The organism is Nocardia xishanensis NBRC 101358 (assembly GCF_001613365.1).
GTDB classification, from domain to species: Bacteria; Actinomycetota; Actinomycetes; order Mycobacteriales; family Mycobacteriaceae; genus Nocardia; species Nocardia xishanensis.
This window is the reverse complement of the sequence record NZ_BDCF01000012.1, coordinates 178300-195437: the sequence shown is the minus strand read 5'-3', so window position 1 is coordinate 195437 and position 17138 is coordinate 178300. Positions and strand designations below refer to the sequence as shown.

The 17138-nt window shown below is 66.3% G+C and carries 8 protein-coding genes and 1 pseudogene (1 of these 9 running past the window's edge); 7 read left to right on the top strand and 2 right to left on the bottom strand.

Annotation, left to right across the window (positions count from 1 at the left end):
- Nucleotides 1-206: 206 nt before the first annotated feature.
- Nucleotides 207-485 (bottom strand): annotated as a pseudogene (locus tag NX1_RS38860) (DUF8758 domain-containing protein); the annotation flags it as partial.
- A gap of 233 nt (nt 486-718) precedes the next feature.
- Here NX1_RS38860 and NX1_RS12295 point away from each other — a divergent pair.
- Nucleotides 719-922, top strand: coding sequence for a hypothetical protein (locus NX1_RS12295; protein WP_068057770.1), 204 nt, complete (start codon nt 719-721; stop codon nt 920-922).
- A gap of 141 nt (nt 923-1063) precedes the next feature.
- Here NX1_RS12295 and NX1_RS12290 read toward each other — a convergent pair whose 3' ends face one another.
- Nucleotides 1064-1765 (bottom strand): AraC family transcriptional regulator, encoded by a 702-nt coding sequence (locus NX1_RS12290; protein WP_245668453.1) that lies wholly within the window; start codon nt 1763-1765, stop codon nt 1064-1066.
- 252 nt (nt 1766-2017) lie between these two features.
- Here NX1_RS12290 and NX1_RS12285 point away from each other — a divergent pair, with 252 nt between their 5' ends.
- The 6 genes from NX1_RS12285 to NX1_RS12255 form a co-directional block, all read left to right on the top strand.
- A complete protein-coding gene (locus NX1_RS12285) occupies nt 2018-2785 on the top strand; it encodes an alpha/beta fold hydrolase (protein ID WP_068057872.1) in 768 nt (255 codons plus the stop codon).
- A 199-nt stretch (nt 2786-2984) separates the two neighbouring features.
- Nucleotides 2985-3785: a hypothetical protein gene (locus NX1_RS12280; RefSeq protein ID WP_218024108.1), complete on the top strand. Its 801-nt coding sequence runs from the start codon at nt 2985-2987 to the stop codon at nt 3783-3785.
- Between the two features lie 740 nt (nt 3786-4525).
- The gene (locus NX1_RS12275) at nt 4526-4852 is read left to right on the top strand and encodes a type VII secretion target (protein WP_068057766.1); all 327 of its coding nucleotides are present in this window, start codon (nt 4526-4528) and stop codon (nt 4850-4852) included.
- Nucleotides 4853-4863: 11 nt separating this feature from the next.
- Complete coding sequence (locus tag NX1_RS12270; RefSeq protein WP_068057764.1) at nt 4864-5775, top strand: hypothetical protein; 912 nt, start codon at nt 4864-4866, stop codon at nt 5773-5775.
- A gap of 53 nt (nt 5776-5828) precedes the next feature.
- Nucleotides 5829-6677 (top strand): hypothetical protein, encoded by an 849-nt coding sequence (locus NX1_RS12265; RefSeq protein WP_218024107.1) that lies wholly within the window; start codon nt 5829-5831, stop codon nt 6675-6677.
- 1067 nt (nt 6678-7744) lie between these two features.
- Nucleotides 7745-17138, top strand: the 5' portion of a protein-coding gene (locus NX1_RS12255; RefSeq protein WP_068057758.1) for a type I polyketide synthase. It continues 4433 nt past the right edge of the window; 9394 of the gene's 13827 nt are visible here — the first part of the coding sequence; the start codon lies at nt 7745-7747; the stop codon falls past the right edge of the window.

Sequence of the window (17138 nt, the reverse complement as noted above, 5' to 3'; positions counted from 1 at the left end):
ATCCACCGGCGTTCCACACGAACCAGCGCGATCTTCGCCCGCTCCGCTGCGGACCAGGGTTCTCCGGCGACGACGCTGACCTCGACGTCGGTCGGTTTGACGAGTCCGAGCGACGGTGACGGGGTGCCCATGCCGCCGATAGGGTTTTGTGCGAGGAGCCCGCACATGGTAGCGGCGCCGATGAGACCGTCGAGGTTCATCCTGCGCCGCTGCCAATTGCTGCTCGTGTCCAGCAGCTCTATGTGTTCCAGCTCGTCCTGGCGCGGGCGGAACGACTCAGGGCGGTTGTCGTTGGGTTGTCTGAATGTGCCGTTCAGGCGCAGGATCTCGTACTTTTTGAACTGTTTGTCGAAGTCCTCGTTGCGGAACTTCACCGGGTAGAGACGGATCCACTCGGGACGCTTTCGATCGAGCCTGACGCCCGCCACGCAGACGGTCTCGCCGTATGTGTCGCTCGGGTTCGGGTAGGTCTTGACGGTGATCATGACCTTTACGGTCTCGTCCCCTGCACGAGGTTGCCTGAGGCCCGCCGCACCTGTGGCGCTTGGTAATTCGCTGGCCCCCATTAAGTCAGCGTAACTGGGAACTCGACTCGAAACGGCCGAAACCGCGCCCCAACCGCGCTTTCATCAGCCGGGATTTCTGTCGGCGGCCCCGCCACCACCTCACAGATGTCGGTCACTCCGGCCGTGCGCTCGCCCCGTGCGAGAATCGCCCGATGGATGACTACACCACTCACAAGCAGCGCGCCGAGGCACTGCTTAGTGGCCTCACCGCCGGGGAGGCGGTCAGCGGAGCGGAGCGGCGGAACGTGATCGCTCAGGCGCAGGCACATGCTGCCCTCGCGCAGGCGGAAGCCCAGCGGGAGACCGCGGAGGCCATACGTGCACTTGGGGCGTTGTCAGCACGAAGCGCAGTCTGAACGAAGCAGACCAGCTCGCAACGGGATCGCGACCCCACCGGATCTGGCGGGACCGCATGCTGACCTCGCGGGACAAGTGTGCTCACTCCGGTCCTCATGTGCCCGTCGGATAGGCCGTCGATTTTCGTTCGGCTGCGGGGATCAGGTTGTCGGCCAGGCGACTTCGTCGATCGCGAGCCACGGTGCCCTCGCGACGACGGTTGGGGTCATATCGGTAATCGCCTTGGTTCGACGGTGAAGATGGGATTGGTCGGCGTAGCCGGCCTCGACGGCGGCATCCGCAGGCGAGCGCCCTGTCGCTAGGAGGTGGGCGGCATGGTCGAAGCGGACGAGTTCGGAGGCATGCTTGGGCGAGACCCCGATATGGGTCCGGAAGCGAGACCAGAGTCGCTGGCGGGTCCAGCCGGTCTCTGCGGCAAGGGTCTCGATGCGGAGCAGGCCTCTGGTGCGGACGGTCTGGTCCCAGGCGTACGCGATCTCGGGTGCTACACCGAATCCGCGAGGTACCCGGCTTCGGAGGAACGCGGCTGCGATTGCGAACCGGTCGTCCCACGACGGCGTCGAACGGAGTCGCTCGGTCAAGATGGCAGCGCAGCTGCCCCACAGTTCCGGCAGCGGTGTCACGGCGCCGCCGATGATGTCGGTGTCTCGGAGAATCGCTGCGGCGATGACGGGAGACACGCGGATCTGCAGGACGTCGCCGGCCCCTGCGCTGGTGATGCGTAAGGCGCCGGCATGGAGGCCGACGATCGCGTTCCCCGTGACCCGGCGCCCGAGAACGTCGTAGACGACTCCGTGCTCGCTGAGATCGAGCAGGAGCGTGACCGAGGGATGCGGGATCATCGTGATGTCAACGGGACCAACGTCGTGGTACCGGAAACCCGCCATCCGGACTCCCGGAGTCGGTAGTCGGACCGGGACGGCGACGTCGACCCGACTCCAGTCCAATCCTCCCGTTGCGGTCATGCATCCCAGGCTAGCCGGAGCGGGATAACGTGACATTCGTTCAATACGGCGTGACGAGCCAGCGACGAAGCTGTCGCTATGAGCGAATCGAGTCCCACTCAGACACGCGATGACACGACAGTCCGCGGATTGCACGTCGTCATCGACGGGAACCCGGCGGCACCGCCCTTGTTACTCATCCACGGCTCGGGCGCAACCGGTTCGATGTGGGCGCCAGTGGTGCCGTCGCTCGCCACGAAGTATCGGGTGATCACGATCGACCTTCCGGGATGCGGCCAGTCCACGCCGGCGTCAACGTACGCCGTTCCGCAGCAGGCGGATCGGACTGCGACGGTGTTGGACGCGCTCGGCGTCCGAAATCTGAAGGTGGTCGGCCACTCCAGCGGAGGGTACGTCGCTACCGCCCTCGTGGAGCGTCGTCCAGACCTGGTCGGCGAGCTGGTCCTGGTCAGCACGGGGCCGAGTCACGCAGCGCTTCTCCCCGAGCCGGCGATCATCCGGGTGCTCGCCTCGCCGCCCTTCGGTCCGCTCGTGTGGGCGATCCGTACCGACTCGATGATCCGCCGCGGACTGGCAGCGACAGCGGCGGCTCCGATCACGGTGCCCGACCGGGCTGTGGCCGACTTGCGAAGGACGTCCTATCGAGCTTTCCGCGCGATTCTCGCCGCCAACGGCGACTACATCGCCGCGCGGAGCGTGCCCCAGCGCCTCATCGACGCCGGAAAGCCCCTCCTCGTGATCTTCGGGGATTCCGACCCTCGTTGGGACCCGGCATCGGCGCATCAGTATGAGGCGGTGCCGGGTGCCAAGCTGGAATACCTTCGCGGAGTCGGGCATATCGCGATGCTCGAGGACCGCGACGCCCTCGCCCGCTTGATTCTCGACCGCGCACTCTAGGACGTCCCGAACCTCCTGGCCAGCAGATACGCATCGTCGACACGCTGAGTACCGAGGAACGCGAAGTGCTCTTGGACGCCGCTCGTGCGTGAACCTCAGCCGGATCGACATCCAATCGCGCGGGTGGTCGTGCCAGCGAATTCCGACGTCGTTCGTCGGCGAATTCCGACACCGCGTCGGGCCCCCGGCGAGATGAGTCGTGACGGTGAAAATTGGCTTCACAGGCGCGCTGAGTTACGGATTGCCGCAGATCGATGAGAGCCACGACCTAGGCTCGTATCATGATCGCTGGTCTCGGATTCCTCTGTTCGCGCTGCTCGGCCTTCGCTATCTGCTCATGAGTGCCGCACGAGTGCCGCTGCCCCCTCGAACGCCGGAAGGCCTGAGCCGCCGGGCCCGGGGCTTCGTTGAAACCCACGGGATGCGTCTGCCATGCCAGGATCTCCGCCCCTATCGGGACGTATGGCTCGAGCACGGGATACCCGCTGTGGAGATCGACCGGGCCGTGGCCTTCCAAGAAGTCTGGGGCGGCATCGCCCTGCCCCCTGCGCCCGCTTATGAGGGTGGCCCGCGTGTTCTCGAAGCCGACTTCCCCGAGGACCGGGGCACGGACGGGTGGTGCTTTCCGGCCGGCGACTGCCGCGTATCCATGGGCTACGGATTCATGATCGGGCCCGGAGGCGAATTCGGAATCGACGCCAACCATTGGACACCTCTGCACGCCAGCACGCAGGGATGGGTAGAAGCCCTGGCACTGGCCCACCACGCCGGCCGCTGGGCCCAGACCGTCACGAGAATCAAGGGCGACGCCGTCGAAGAGGTGGATCTCGACGGATTCGAGCCCGTACCCGAGGTACAGGGACTCACCGACACCTGGTGGCGGGGCAAAGACTCACTCATCGCCATCTACCGCGGTGAAGCCGTCGGCTACACCGCTCCCCGCTGCCAGCAGGCCCACATCTATGGCGGACTCAACGCATGGGGCCTCAGCGGCGACTGACCCCGGGGAACCGGGATCAGGGGTGGCACGTCGTATCCTTCCTGCGTTTTCAGTCGACGCGATCTGTCGGTGAGACCGAGATACGTCGGGGGACAAGATGTTTCATCGCGTTCGGAGGCGGCCATAGGTCGGCCGAACACTGCTGTCGCCAAGTAGACCGGGCTCCGGCAACGGTTTCCGCTGCGGCGGAGTCGAACTCGATCACCGAGTTCGATCCGATTCAACGCCAAGCGCACCAGCGGTCATCTGTTGCGGAAACGCAAGTCAGCGGCCGGTCGCGCCGGTCGATCAATTCACGAAGGATGTCCGCGTGGCCCGTGTGGCGGCCGGTCTCTCGCCGTTTCAGAATCTGACCGCATCGGTGGTCGCCGGCCGGTCAGGAGGTGTACATGACGACGCCGAGCTGGGAGTCACGGGCCTTGGCGTAGAAGGCGGTGAGTCTCTCGCTCACCAATTGCAGCCAGGTCGACTGTGCCATCGGCTTCTCTCCCATTGCGTCGTTTCTGTGCCACGGTACGCAGAAGGGTGAAGGTCCCCGAGCCGGGCGCCGAACACCGAGCGCCGCAGTCTTTTCCGGCGCTCGCGTAGCTCCGCGTCCGACCGGCGTCCGATGGAACCGAACGGGTCGACGGCGCGTCCAACACAGAGAACGAAACCGAAAGATCGCATTGCGATTTGCGTGGTGCGTGTTTCGTTGACAGAGTTCATCGGACAGTCGCCGGGGAGAGGGTGGGGCATAGATGTGGAACAGCGGTGACGTCGTCGTCAACCCGGAGAAGGTACGCGCGCATGCAGGCGCGGTCGAATCGACGCTCGAGAACGTCAGCAAGGCCAAGCAGGCTGCTGACCATCTTGCCAAGTTGGACGACGGCTATGGATGGTTTGTCGGGGGGTATGCGGATCTGATGGTGGGCTCGCTGCACGATCGGATCACCGACAGCTTGCAGAAGATCGTCGAAACGACCGAGACGCTGCCGAAGACGCTGCGGTACTGCGCGGACACCTTCGAAAATCTCGACGCCGGCCGTAAAGCCGAGATCGAGCGTCAACAAGACCAGATCAAGTAGGGAGGGGACTGATGCCGTTCAACGATGCCGCGCCTCCCGAGGGCAACCAACTGATCGACGGGAAGGTCGACGACGACGAGGCTTATGGTTTCGACCAGAAGGCTCTGCTCCCCAGGATCAACAGTGACGGTGCTGAATCAGGCCTGTTCAAGGGGACGCCGCTGGGCGATGCCTGGGAAGCCGGCGGACTCGTCAAGGAAGCGTTGAACGGGGAAGACCCGGCTAAGAACATGTACGGCGCGGCCCTCAAAGCTTCTTCGGTAGCGGTCGCCGTGATGGACGTGCTCGAGTATCGGAAGCGCATGGCCATAGGGGTTCCCCTGGCGAAGTTCGATCCGTTCAATATCGTGGGCGCCCTGCTGATGGGCTGGATGCTGGAGAATGTCGAACCCCTGCGCAAGGCGCTCGACAGCCTCACCGGCAACCCGGACATGGTCAAGGCGTATTCCAAGTCCTGGGAAAACATCGCCGGTGTGCTCACCCAGGCCGCCGCGACATGGAACACCGAGCTCCAAAAAGATGTCAGTGATTGGGCCGGTGCCGCTGGCGCGGCCTACAAGACCAAAGCCGACGCCTTCATGGCCGACATCGAGGCCCAGTCTTCCCTCGCCACCTCGTTGAGCAAGGTGAATGCCGCGCTAAGTGATCTGGTCGAGGGTGTTCGCGGTTTCGCGATCGAACTCATGAACTGGCTGGCCGGCGTACTGGTCGAGGCTGCCGCGATCATCATCTGCACCGGGGGAACGGCGTCTTTCGCGGCCGTCGCCCGTGCCAGCACCAGCATTGCGGGAGCGGGCACGAAGATGTCGCAGATGCTGCTCGAGCTTGCGAAAGAAGTGTCGAACATGCTCGGACTGATTCCGAAAGTCATTCAGGCCGTGCAGGGCGCAACCGAGGCGGGGATCAGGTCCGCAACCGCGTAGCCGTGCAAGATCGCAGTAGGAGGGTCGTGGGTAGATACCGTAGTACGTCCGACTTGCCGCTACCGCCGGATTGGGAACGAAAGGCATTCGGCGCCTATCGCTATACGGTGCTTCCGTTCGCCATGGCACTGGTCGTGTGGCCGTTGGTTCTGGGTGGGGTCTGGGCAGTTGTAAGAGATTCCGAATCGGTGTGGGGCGTACTCCTCGGGCTCGTGCTCCTGGGCCCCTTCGCCGCCACTCTCACCGGCTGGGGATGGTCGGAACTCCCCCGAACCGCTCCGGTGGCCGCTGACATTCGTGCCACCGATGCCGGCCCCGCACTCGTGCTGCCGGTGCCACGCCCTTCCTCGATCAGAAGTCTGGTAGCTATAGCGTTCGGAGTTGCCCTGCTCGGGGCCGGACTGTGGCAACTCATCGCATCGTTGAACGACGACTGGTCGAGCGGAGCCGCGTTCTTCTTCCTCATTTCCCTGCCCGCTTTGTTCGCCATCCTCCTCGGCCTCGGTACGTACAAACCTCGCAAGGTCATCGACAACGTCGGCATCCTGCTCACGCCACATCACATCACGATCGATTACGGCGATGGCCCGACCACAGCTGCCTGGCAGGACATCTCGGCGGTCGGCGGCCGCAGCCGCCGAGAAGAGTTCCGATTCGGCAGCGCAACCAACCTGATCAGCCTTGTCACCGGTGATGCCGATACCGGCTACGGAACCATCGACATCAGCCACAAGAACCTCGAGACCGATCCGACCCGGGTCTACCACCTATTCGTGTTCTACGTGCGCAATCCGGGGCTGCGATCGGAACTCGGGACCGAACTCGGGTTGGATCGCTTTCGTCGCGCCGGATACGCACCTGAACAGCCTGCGGCCTTCGTCGACACAGATCCGCGTCTCTGAGAGCATCACGATGGCGCGTGTCGGCTTCGGGAGCCGGTTCCCTATTGCGTTCGGGGACAGTCGGAGCCGGATTTGCTACGCGCAAAACGGGATTCCGCCGGCCGGGTGACATCCGCGTCGTTGGCCTGTGTGTGTCCAACACCATATCGGGCCGAATAGGCTGGCACGCACCATGTTTCGAGATCCTAGGACTATCGCGACCGATCGGTCAAATTAGCAACACTGCGAGCGTGACTCGCAATCGCGGAACAGGACGCCCCGGGGAAGAAGCTCGTGGTTGTCCGCCGCTGAGATGTCCAGTTGCCTAGCTGGATTCGCTTCGTTGCGGACGCGGCCGTACTCGGGTTCCGTCGCGAGCGTGACCGCGCCGTCGGCGTCGGTCACCATCACCAGCATCGCGATAGCATCGCTCAGTGTTGGTCGCCGGGAGGCCAGTTGTCCGATTTGCCCGATGCGCTCGCTGTCGAGCGCAGCGGCCTCGGCAACGGTGCATCCTCACTGGTAGCGCGCCGGAGCTGACAGGCGAGGACCGGCTCGATCGAGCTTGCGGCTCGTCTGCTGTCAGCGGAACGATCGGGATGGTTCCGGATGGTTGACAAGCTCGAGATCGTACAAATACTGTTCAGTAACCATGAATCCTGTGCTGTCGTACGAAATTCCGAGAGGGATCGTTGTGCCAATCCACACCGCCGTAGCGTAGGCGCTACGTACGCATCTTGTTCGGGCACTACCCCTCTAATGCGCGCCTCCAACCTCTGGCATGCCCCGTAGCGCTTCGTGCTTCAGCGTCGCTCGCTGATCAATTGCTCTACTGAGCCCGACGGCGCAGCTAGGTCCATTTCGGGCCCGGCCCTGCGCCTTCCTCGGGACGTGGCCTGCCTGCGGAAAGGCGCTCCGCATTATTCGGGGTGCTTCGCCGACCCTCGACCATGTCGAAATGCGTTATGGCGAAGCATGAACCGTCTGAGCGGGACCTATCTTATCAAATCTTAACGCAATCTTTGGTTTCGACCGCGAATTGATGGTGACGGGGGGTCACAGCGTGCACTGAGGAAGGATGTTCAAAGGTGACCGGATCGGCCTTTGCCGTCGCTATCGTTGGTATGTCCTGCAGAATGCCGGGCGCGGCAGATCTCGAGAGTTTCTGGCATCTGCTCAGTGAAGGGCGCGCCGCGATCGGCACGGCTCCTCGCGGACGGGGCGGCATCACCGAGCGGGCCGGATTCGTGGACACCGCAGGACATTTCGACGCGGACTTCTTCGGGGTCTCGCCCAACGAGGCGCGGGCAGTCGATCCGCAGCAGCTGCTGGCGCTGGAGTTGAGCTGGGAGGCGCTGGAGGACGCCGGCCTTGCCGCCACGGCGCGCGATGCCCGGCGGTGTGGCGTGTTTCTCGGTTGCACCGGCAGCGATTTCGCCGAAATCGTTGCCTCCCAGGGCGGCCCGGGCGTCAGCCGCCACTCGCTCTGGGGTGTCGGACGCGGCATCATCGCCAACCGCGTCTCGAACTACTTCGGTTTCAGCGGACCCAGCATCGTGATCGACAGCGCCCAGGCATCTTCGCTGGTCGCCGTACATCTGGCCTGTGAGAGCCTGCGCAGCGGCGAGAGCGACGTCGCCCTTGCGGGCGGCCTGAACCTGATTCTGTCACCGACGAGCGGTGATCGTATCGAGCAGTTCGGCGCGCAGTCGACGCTCGGCGCCTGCTTCACCTTCGACTCGCGGGCCGACGGGTTCGTGCGTGGCGAGGGCGGCGGCATGGTGGTGCTGAAACCACTGGCGCAGGCGGTCGCCGACGGCGACCGGATTCACGCCGTGATCCGCGGCAGCGCGGTCAACACCGGCAACGAACGCCGAGTGCTGAGCGCCCCGAGCCGGGACGCGCAGGCGGCGGCGATCCGCTCCGCTCTGACCGCGGCAGGCGTCGAGGCGCCGTCGGTGCAGTACGTCGAATTGCACGGAACCGGAACCCCCGCCGGCGATCCGGTGGAGGCCGCCGCGCTCGGCGAGACCTACGGCGCGGGCCGGGCGCGGCACGCGCCGCTGGCCGTCGGATCGGTGAAGACGAATATCGGGCATCTGGAAGGCGCTTCCGGCATCGCGGGCCTCATCAAGACCGCGCTCTGTCTGAGCAACCGAGAACTGGTGCCCAGCCTGAACTTCGAGACGCCGAATCCACGAATTCCGCTCGAGGATCTGGGTTTACGTGTTGTGACGGGTGTCGAGAGCTGGCCTGCGGACAACGGACGCCTGGCAGGTGTGTCGTCGTTCGGCATGGGCGGATCGAATGCCCACGTGATCTTGGAGGAGGCGCCCGCCGTCGCGTCCACCGCGTCCGCGGTGGACGGCGTGGCCGGTGCGATGCCGTGGGTGGTCTCGGCCCGCAGCGAGGACGGCGTGCGTGCGCAAGCGGCGCGGCTACGAGAGTGGCTGCTCCGCCGTCCGGAGCTGGCTGCGGTCGACGTGGCGCATTCTCTGCTGACCACCAGAGCCCACATGGAGTGGCGCGGCAGTGTCGTCGGGCGGGATCGCGAGGAGTTGCTGGCCGGCTTGGCGGCCCTTGCCGATCCGACCGCGCCCGCCGTGGCCGTCGAGCCGACCACCGCGCGGGCTGAGCGGCGACGAATCGCGTTCGTCTTCCCGGGGCAGGGCAGCCAGTGGGAAGGTATGGCGCTGGGGCTCTTGGATTCCGGTGGGGCGTTCGCGGAGTCGATTGCGGACTGCGAAGCGGCGCTCGCGCCGTTTGTGGGCTGGTCGCTGACGGCGGTACTGCGTCGCGAAGGCGACGCGCCCCCGCTGGATCGCGTGGATGTCGTGCAGCCGGTGCTCTTCGCGGTGATGGTCTCACTGGCTCGGATGTGGCGGGCGGCCGGCGTCGAGCCGGACGTGGTGATCGGCCATTCCCAGGGCGAGATCGCCGCCGCCTATGTTGCCGGTGGACTCTCGCTGTCCGATGCGGCGCGTGTGGTGGCTCTGCGGTCGCGGGCGGTCGCCGATGAGCTGGCCGGACAGGGCGGTATGGCTTCGATCGGACTCGGCGCCGATGCGGTCCGGGAACGATTGTCGGCGTACGGGGATCGGCTTTCGTTGGCGGCGGTGAATGGACCGGCGCAGAGCGTGATAGCCGGTGATGTTCCGGCGATGGAGGAGTTTGTCGCCGCCTGCGCCGACGACGGTGTGTGGGCTCGCCGGATTCCGGTGGATTACGCGTCGCATTCGAAGGCGGTCGAGCGGCTCCGTGACCGGCTGCTCGAGGAACTGGAGCCGATCCGCCCACAATCCGGTTCGGTGCCGTTCTTCTCCACGGTATTCGCCGACCGGTTGGATACGGCGGCACTGGACGCCGAGTACTGGTATCGGTCGTTGCGGGAACCGGTTCGATTCGCCGATGCTGTCACGGCGCTGATCGGGGACGGCATCACCGGATTCATCGAGGCAAGTCCGCATCCGGTACTCACGATGGGCATCGGCCTGACCGCCGACGCGGTCGGTGCGGTTGAGGACGTATCCGTTGTCGGGTCGTTGCGACGCGGTGAGGGCGGCCAGGAACGGTTCATGGCGTCGCTGGCACACGCCCATTGCGCCGGTGTCCAGGTGGATTTGCGCGCGCTGGTCTCCGGTGGCACGCGGGTCGAGCTGCCGCCATACGCGTTTCAGCGCCGTAACTTCTGGGCCGGTGGGCCGGTCACTACCGGAGGCGGTGTCAGCGATGTCGTCGCGGCGGCCGAGGAGCAAATTTCCGAGGACGCAGTTTCCGAGGGCGAGGAGCGGACCGGAGCCTGGGACAACGGACCGCTGGCGCGAAAACTACTTGCGGCCCCCGAATATCAGCGCGACACAATAGTTCTCGATATTGTGCGCGAGCATGCCGCCGCCGTACTGGGCCACGAGTCGGCCCGATCAATCCACCCCGACCTGCCGTTCACCGAGTTCGGCTTCGACTCCGTCAGTGGGGTGGAGTTGCAGAACCGGCTGATGCGGGCCACCGGTGTGCCGCTGCCGAAGACGCTCATCTTCGACCATCCGACCGCGACCGCGGTCGCCGCGCTGCTCCGGGCACGGGTCACGGGGACCGACCGTGGACAGCGGCTGATGTCGCGGCGCACTGAGCTCACCCGCCTCGCCGGCCGACCATCCCGGACGTCTGACGAGCCGATCGCCATCGTCGGCATGAGTGCCCGATTCCCCGGCGGTGTGCGGTCGGCCGAGGATCTGTGGAACCTAGTGGCCGCGGGCCGGGACGCGATCGGCGAATTCCCGACCGACCGCGGCTGGGACCTGGACCGGCTGTTCGACCCGGATCCAGACAAGCCGGGCAAGGTCTACTCGCGCCATGGCGGATTCCTCGATAGTGCGGGCGATTTCGATCCGAGCTTCTTCGGGATCAGCCCTCGCGAAGCACTGGCGATGGATCCGCAGCAGCGGCTGTTGCTCGAAACGGCATGGGAAGCCCTGGAGGACGCGGGCATCGATCCGACCTCGTTGCGGGGCAGTGACACCGGCGTCTTCGCCGGTGCCTGCTCATCGGGATACTCCGGCCGGGTGACCGGTGACCTGGAGGGATTCCGGCTTACGGGCACATCGCACAGCGTCATCTCGGGTCGTGTCGCGTACGTGTTCGGCCTGGAAGGTCCGGCGGTCACGGTGGATACGGCGTGCTCGTCGTCGCTGGTGGCGTTGCACCTGGCGTGTCAGGCGCTGCGCCAAGGCGACAGCTCGCTTGTTCTCGCCGGTGGCGTGACCGTCGCCGCCAGTCCGTATCTATACGTGGACTTCGCCCGGCAGCGCGGCCTGTCACCGGACGGTCGTTGCAAGGCGTTCTCGGCTGCCGCGGACGGTGTTGCGTGGTCGGAGGGCTCGGGCGTCCTTGTGCTCGAACGACTTTCGGACGCCCAACGGCTCGGTCACAACATTCTGGCCGTCGTTCGCGGTAGTGCGGTGAATCAGGACGGCGCGAGCAACGGTCTGACCGCTCCGAACGGTCCATCGCAGGAGCGGGTGATCGCGCAGGCCCTCGCCAATGCGGGGATCTCGGCGGTCGATGTGGACGCTGTCGAGGCGCACGGGACCGGCACGGCACTGGGCGATCCGATCGAAGCTCAGGCGTTGATCGCTGCCTACGGACAGAATCGCGGCGATCGGGAGCCGTTGCGGATCGGTTCGCTGAAATCGAATATCGGCCATGCCGTGGCCGCCGCCGGTGTGGCCGGTGTGATCAAGATGGTGCAGGCGATGCGGCACGAGCGGTTGCCGCAGACGCTGCACGTCGATTCGCCGTCGCCGCACGTGGATTGGGCTTCGGGTGCGGTGCGTCTGCTGACCGAAGCCGAACCGTGGACCACCACTGAGCGGGTGCGTCGGGCGGGTGTGTCGTCGTTCGGAATCAGCGGCACCAACGCGCATGTGATCCTCGAAGAAGCACCTGCCGCCCCGGTAGCGGCTGCCGGAGCCGACATCGAAGACGACGCGGAGCGGCAGTCGAAAACCACCGTGCCGCTGATCCCATTGCTGGTGTCGGCCAAGGGCGAGGCAGGACTGCGCGCACAGGCCGCCCGGTTGCGTGCGTGGTTGTCGGAGCGACCGGAGATCGACATCGCGGATGCGGCCTACGCGCTGGCGACGTCACGGGCGCGGCTGGATTCGCGGAGTGTGATCCTCGGTCGCGATCGGGACGAGTTGCTCGAGCGGTTGACGAATCTCGCCGAATCGGGGACCGGCACCGGTGTCGTCGCAGGCGGCGTCGGTTCGGGGCAGACGGCATTCCTGTGCACCGGTCAAGGTGCACAGCGGGTCGGTATGGGCGCCGGGTTGTACGAGGCGTTCCCGGTGTTCGCGGACGCATTGGATTCCGTGTGCGCCCAGTTCGATCCAGTGCTGGGGTGCTCGCTGAAGCAACTGATGTTCAGTGGCGCCATCGATGGTACCGGTGCCACGGTGCTGGATCGGACGGAGTTCACCCAGCCCGCGCTGTTCGCCTTCGAGGTGGCGCTGTATCGCCTGCTGGAGTCGTTCGGCGTCACCCCGGATGTGTTGATCGGCCATTCGATCGGAGAAGTCGCGGCCGCGTACCTCGCGGGCCTGTGGTCGCTCGAGGACGCCTGCCGGTTGGTGGCAGCGCGCGGCCGTCTCATGGGTGCGTTGCCCGAGGGCGGCGCGATGCTGGCCATCGCGGCGTCCGAAACCGAAGTGAACGATGTCCTCGCAAGGTATCCCGGCCGCGTGTCGGTTGCCGCAGTGAACGCGCCTGCGGCCCTGGTGATTTCGGGCGACGAGGACGCGATCGCCGAGATCGAACCCCTGTTCGCCGAGCGCGGCCGGAAGACGTCGAGACTGCGTGTCAGCCACGCCTTCCACTCGCATCGGATGGAGCCGATGCTTGCCGAATTCGAGACTGTCGCGAATGGCTTGACGTACCACCGGCTGCGCCTGCCGGTGGTATCGAATGTGTCCGGTCAGCTGGCCGGTGACGAGATAGCCGAACCTGCTTATTGGGTTCGGCAAGTGCGGGCCGCGGTGCGATTCGCGCCGGGTATCGAGACGTTGCTCGCCTCGGGTATCCGTCGATTCCTGGAAGTGGGGCCCGACGCGGTGCTGGCGGCGCTGACCCGGCAGACCCTTCCTGAGGGCGCGGAGCCGGTGGTGACCGCGGCCGCGCGGCGGGATCATGACGAGCTCCAGCAGTTCACGACGATGCTGGCGCACGCGCACACATCCGGTGTGAGCGTGGATTGGACGCCACTGCTTCCGCGCCGAGCGATGCGACGAGTCCCCCTGCCCACGTACGCTTTCCAGCACCAGAGATTCTGGTTGCCGCCGCGCCCTCAGGCCACCGGCGACACCCTTGGCCACCCGCTGCTCACCGGTGTTGTGCCGGTGGCCGGTAAGGACGAGTTCGTTTTCACCGGCCGGTTCTCGCTGCCGACCGACCCGTGGGTCGCCGACCATATGACCTACGGCACCGTGGTGCTGCCGAGCGCGACCCTCGTCGAGTTCCTGCTCGTAGCGGGCAGCAGAATCGGTTGCGGCGTCGTCGAGGAGCTGACCCTGGAGGCTCCGATCCTTCCAGCGGAGGACGACGAGGTCGAACTCCAGGTGTCGGTGCAGGAGCCGGACCGGACCGGTCGGCGGCAGTTCGGTTTCTATTTCCGTAAGTCGGGTCGCCGAGCGGGCGAATGGGTGCGCAACGCCAGCGGTGTACTGGCTCCGTCCTGGGACGGCGATGACGCTCTGCTGAACCGGCTGCGGGACGAGGCCTGGCCGCCGGTCGACGCCGAAACGCTCGACACCGCATGGATTCCCGAGCGGATCGCCAAGGGATCCGGACTCGAATACGGTCCGGCGTTCATCGGTGTCGACGCCGCATGGCAGCGGGGTGAGACCGTCTTCTCCGAGATCACCTTGAATACCGCGGCCGCGCCCGAACCCGAGCGGTTCGATCTGCATCCCGCTCTTCTCGATCTGGTGATGCACGCCGGTCTGGCCGGGCTCGTCTGGCGCGATCAGGACAGCGATCCGAACACCGGCCGGTTGTTGTTCCGCTGGGGCGGGGCGCGACTGCACCAGCCGTTGGTCAAGGCGACGACGTTGCGAGTCATCGCCACGGCGACCGGCCCGGAGACGATCTCCGTTGCGACCGTCGATGATTCGGGACGGCCCGTCGTCTCCGTCGATGCGGTCGTCATGCGTCCTTACGACGTGAAACAGATGCGTGGCACTTTGGCCGGGGATGACGCCGACCTCTACGAGATCCAGTGGACGCCCGCGACGGTGGCGACACCGAGTGTGTCCGCGGATCGGATGGCCGTACTCGGTTCGGCACCGGTCGCCGGAATCCGCACCAGCTATCCGAGCATCTCGGAAATTGTCGCGGCACAGGTCGTTCCGGACATCGTGCTCTGGCAGACGAAGGTCAGCGCCGCGGCCGACGATCCGGCGACCGTTCGCGGTCACCTGGAAACGGTGTTGGCGACGGTGCAGGCCTGGCTGGCCGAAGATCGTCTGGCCGACACTCGCCTGGTTGTGCTGACCACGAACGGTGCCGGGCTTCCCGGCGAGACGCCCGATCTCGCCGCGGCGGCCGTCCGGGGCCTGTTGCGCAGCGCGCAATCCGAATATCCGGGCCGATTCATCCTCCTCGATGACGACCCGTCGGCCGCCGCACCCTTGGCTGACCCGACGCTGGTCGGTGCGGTGCTCGCGGCGGGCGAAGAGCAGGCCGCGCTGCGCGACGGAGCGCTGCTCGTGCCCAGACTGGTGCGAGCGCGACCCGAGCACGATGCCGAGCCGGGACATGCCCTCCCGTCGCCGTTCGGTGACGGCACCGTACTGATCACCGGCGGTACCGGCGGCCTCGGCGCACTCGTGGCTCGTCACCTGGTCTCCGCACACGGGGTTCGCCGTCTGCTGCTGGTCTCCAGGCGAGGTGAAACTGCCGACGGCGCCAGGGAACTGGCGTCCGCGCTGTCGGAAGCAGGCGCTGTCGTCCGGGTGGCGGCCTGCGATGTAGCCGATCGCGAAGCCCTCCGTTCACTCCTGGGTTCGATCGAGGCCGATCATCCGCTGACCGGCGTCGTACATGCGGCGGGCGTCCTCGACGACGGGACCCTCGCAGGTATGACGGCCGGGCAGCTGCGGCGAGTGTTCGACTCGAAGGCCACGGCCGCATGGCATCTGGACGATCTCACGCGCGATCGTGACCTGTCGGCCTTCGTGCTGTTCTCGTCCGTCGCGGCAACGATCGGTACGGCGGGACAGGGCAACTACGCGGCGGCCAACGCATTCCTGGACGCGCTGGCGCACCGTCAGCGAGCCGCAGGGCTGCCCGCGACCTCGGTGGCCTGGGGGCCGTGGAATTCCGTCGCCGGTATGACCGGTGGCTTGGACCGCAGTGCCCTCGCCCGCTGGGAAAGGCTCGGTCTCCACCCCCTCGGCAACGACGAAGGTCTTCGCCTGTTCGATGCGGCGACCGGCCGCGCCACCGCACACGTGGCAGCGATCGGGTTCGACCCGGCGGAGCTGCGACGCGAAGCGCGCGACGGTGCGGTGCCCGCGGTGCTCCGCGGCTTCCTGCCCCGCACCACGGACCGGCCCGCGGCCGCGTCGAGTTCGCTGGGCACCCGGCTGAGCGGCGTACCGGAGGCCAAACGCGCCGAGGTGGTGCTCGACGTGGTCCGGGAGCACGCGGCAGCCGTGCTCGGCCACGGTTCCGCCGAAGACATCAGTCCCGACCAGCGATTCGACGCTTTGGGATTCGACTCGCTCGGCGGGGTCGAATTCCGCAACCGGCTGTCCAAGGCCACCGGCGTCCCGCTGCCGTCCACCCTGGTCTTCGACCACCCCACCGCCGCGGCGGTCGCCACCCTCTTGCACTCCAAGATCGCCGGAACGGAGTCCGGTGCCAAGACGACCCGGATGTCGCGTCGCGTCCGCGTGGACGAGCCCATCGCGATCGTCGGCATGAGCTGCCGGTTCCCCGGCGGCGTCCGAACCCCGGAGCAGTTGTGGGATCTGGTGCGGTCGGGTATCGATGCCACCACGGAATTCCCGAACGATCGCGGCTGGAATCTCGAGCAGTTGATCGACCAGGATCCGGACAAACCGGGGACGGTCTACAGCCGTGGCGGCGGATTCCTCGACGACGCAGCTGATTTCGACGCCGGATTCTTCGGAATCAGCCCGCGCGAGGCCTTGGCGATGGATCCGCAGCAGCGGTTGCTGCTGGAAGCCTCCTGGGAGGCATTGGAGCGATCCGGAATCGACCCGGTCACGTTGCGCGGCAGCGATACCGGCGTGTTCGCGGGCGCGTGCGCCTCGGGCTACGTCGACCGCGTCACCGGCGACCTCGAGGGCTACCGGCTGACCGGCACTACCCACAGTGTCGTCTCCGGCCGCGTCGCGTACGTATTCGGCCTCGAGGGGCCAGCGGTCACGATCGATACCGCATGCTCGTCATCATTGGTCGCCTTGCACCTGGCGTGCCAGGCATTGCGTCAGGGCGAAACATCGCTGGCCTTGGCGGGCGGCGTCACCGTGGCCGCAACCCCTTATCTTTCCGTGGATTTCGCGCGGCAACGTGGCCTGTCGCCGGATGGTCGCTGCAAGGCCTTCTCCGCGGCGGCCGACGGTGTGGCCTTCGCCGAAGGCGTGGGCGTACTGGTCTTGGAGCGGCTGTCGGACGCGCAGCGGCTCGGCCACGACATCCTGGCCGTCGTCCGGGGCAGCGCGGTGAATCAGGACGGTGCGAGCAATGGCCTGACGGCGCCGAACGGTCCGTCGCAGGAGCGAGTGATCGCGCAGGCCCTCGCGAATGCCGGGCTCACACCTGCCGACGTGGATGCGGTGGAAGCGCACGGGACGGGCACTCCGCTGGGGGATCCCATCGAGGCGAACGCGTTGATCGCCGCATACGGGCAGGAGCGTGGGAATCGGGAGCCGCTGCGCATCGGATCGATCAAATCGAATA

Excerpts from the sequence above, each read along its gene's own strand:
- NX1_RS12290 (WP_245668453.1), bottom strand. The coding sequence starts at position 1,765 with ATGATCCCGCATCCCTCGGTCACGCTCCTGCTCGATCTCAGCGAGCAC.
- NX1_RS12275 (WP_068057766.1), top strand. The coding sequence starts at position 4,526 with ATGTGGAACAGCGGTGACGTCGTCGTCAACCCGGAGAAGGTACGCGCG.
- NX1_RS12295 (WP_068057770.1), top strand. The coding sequence starts at position 719 with ATGGATGACTACACCACTCACAAGCAGCGCGCCGAGGCACTGCTTAGT.
- NX1_RS12270 (WP_068057764.1), top strand. The coding sequence starts at position 4,864 with ATGCCGTTCAACGATGCCGCGCCTCCCGAGGGCAACCAACTGATCGAC.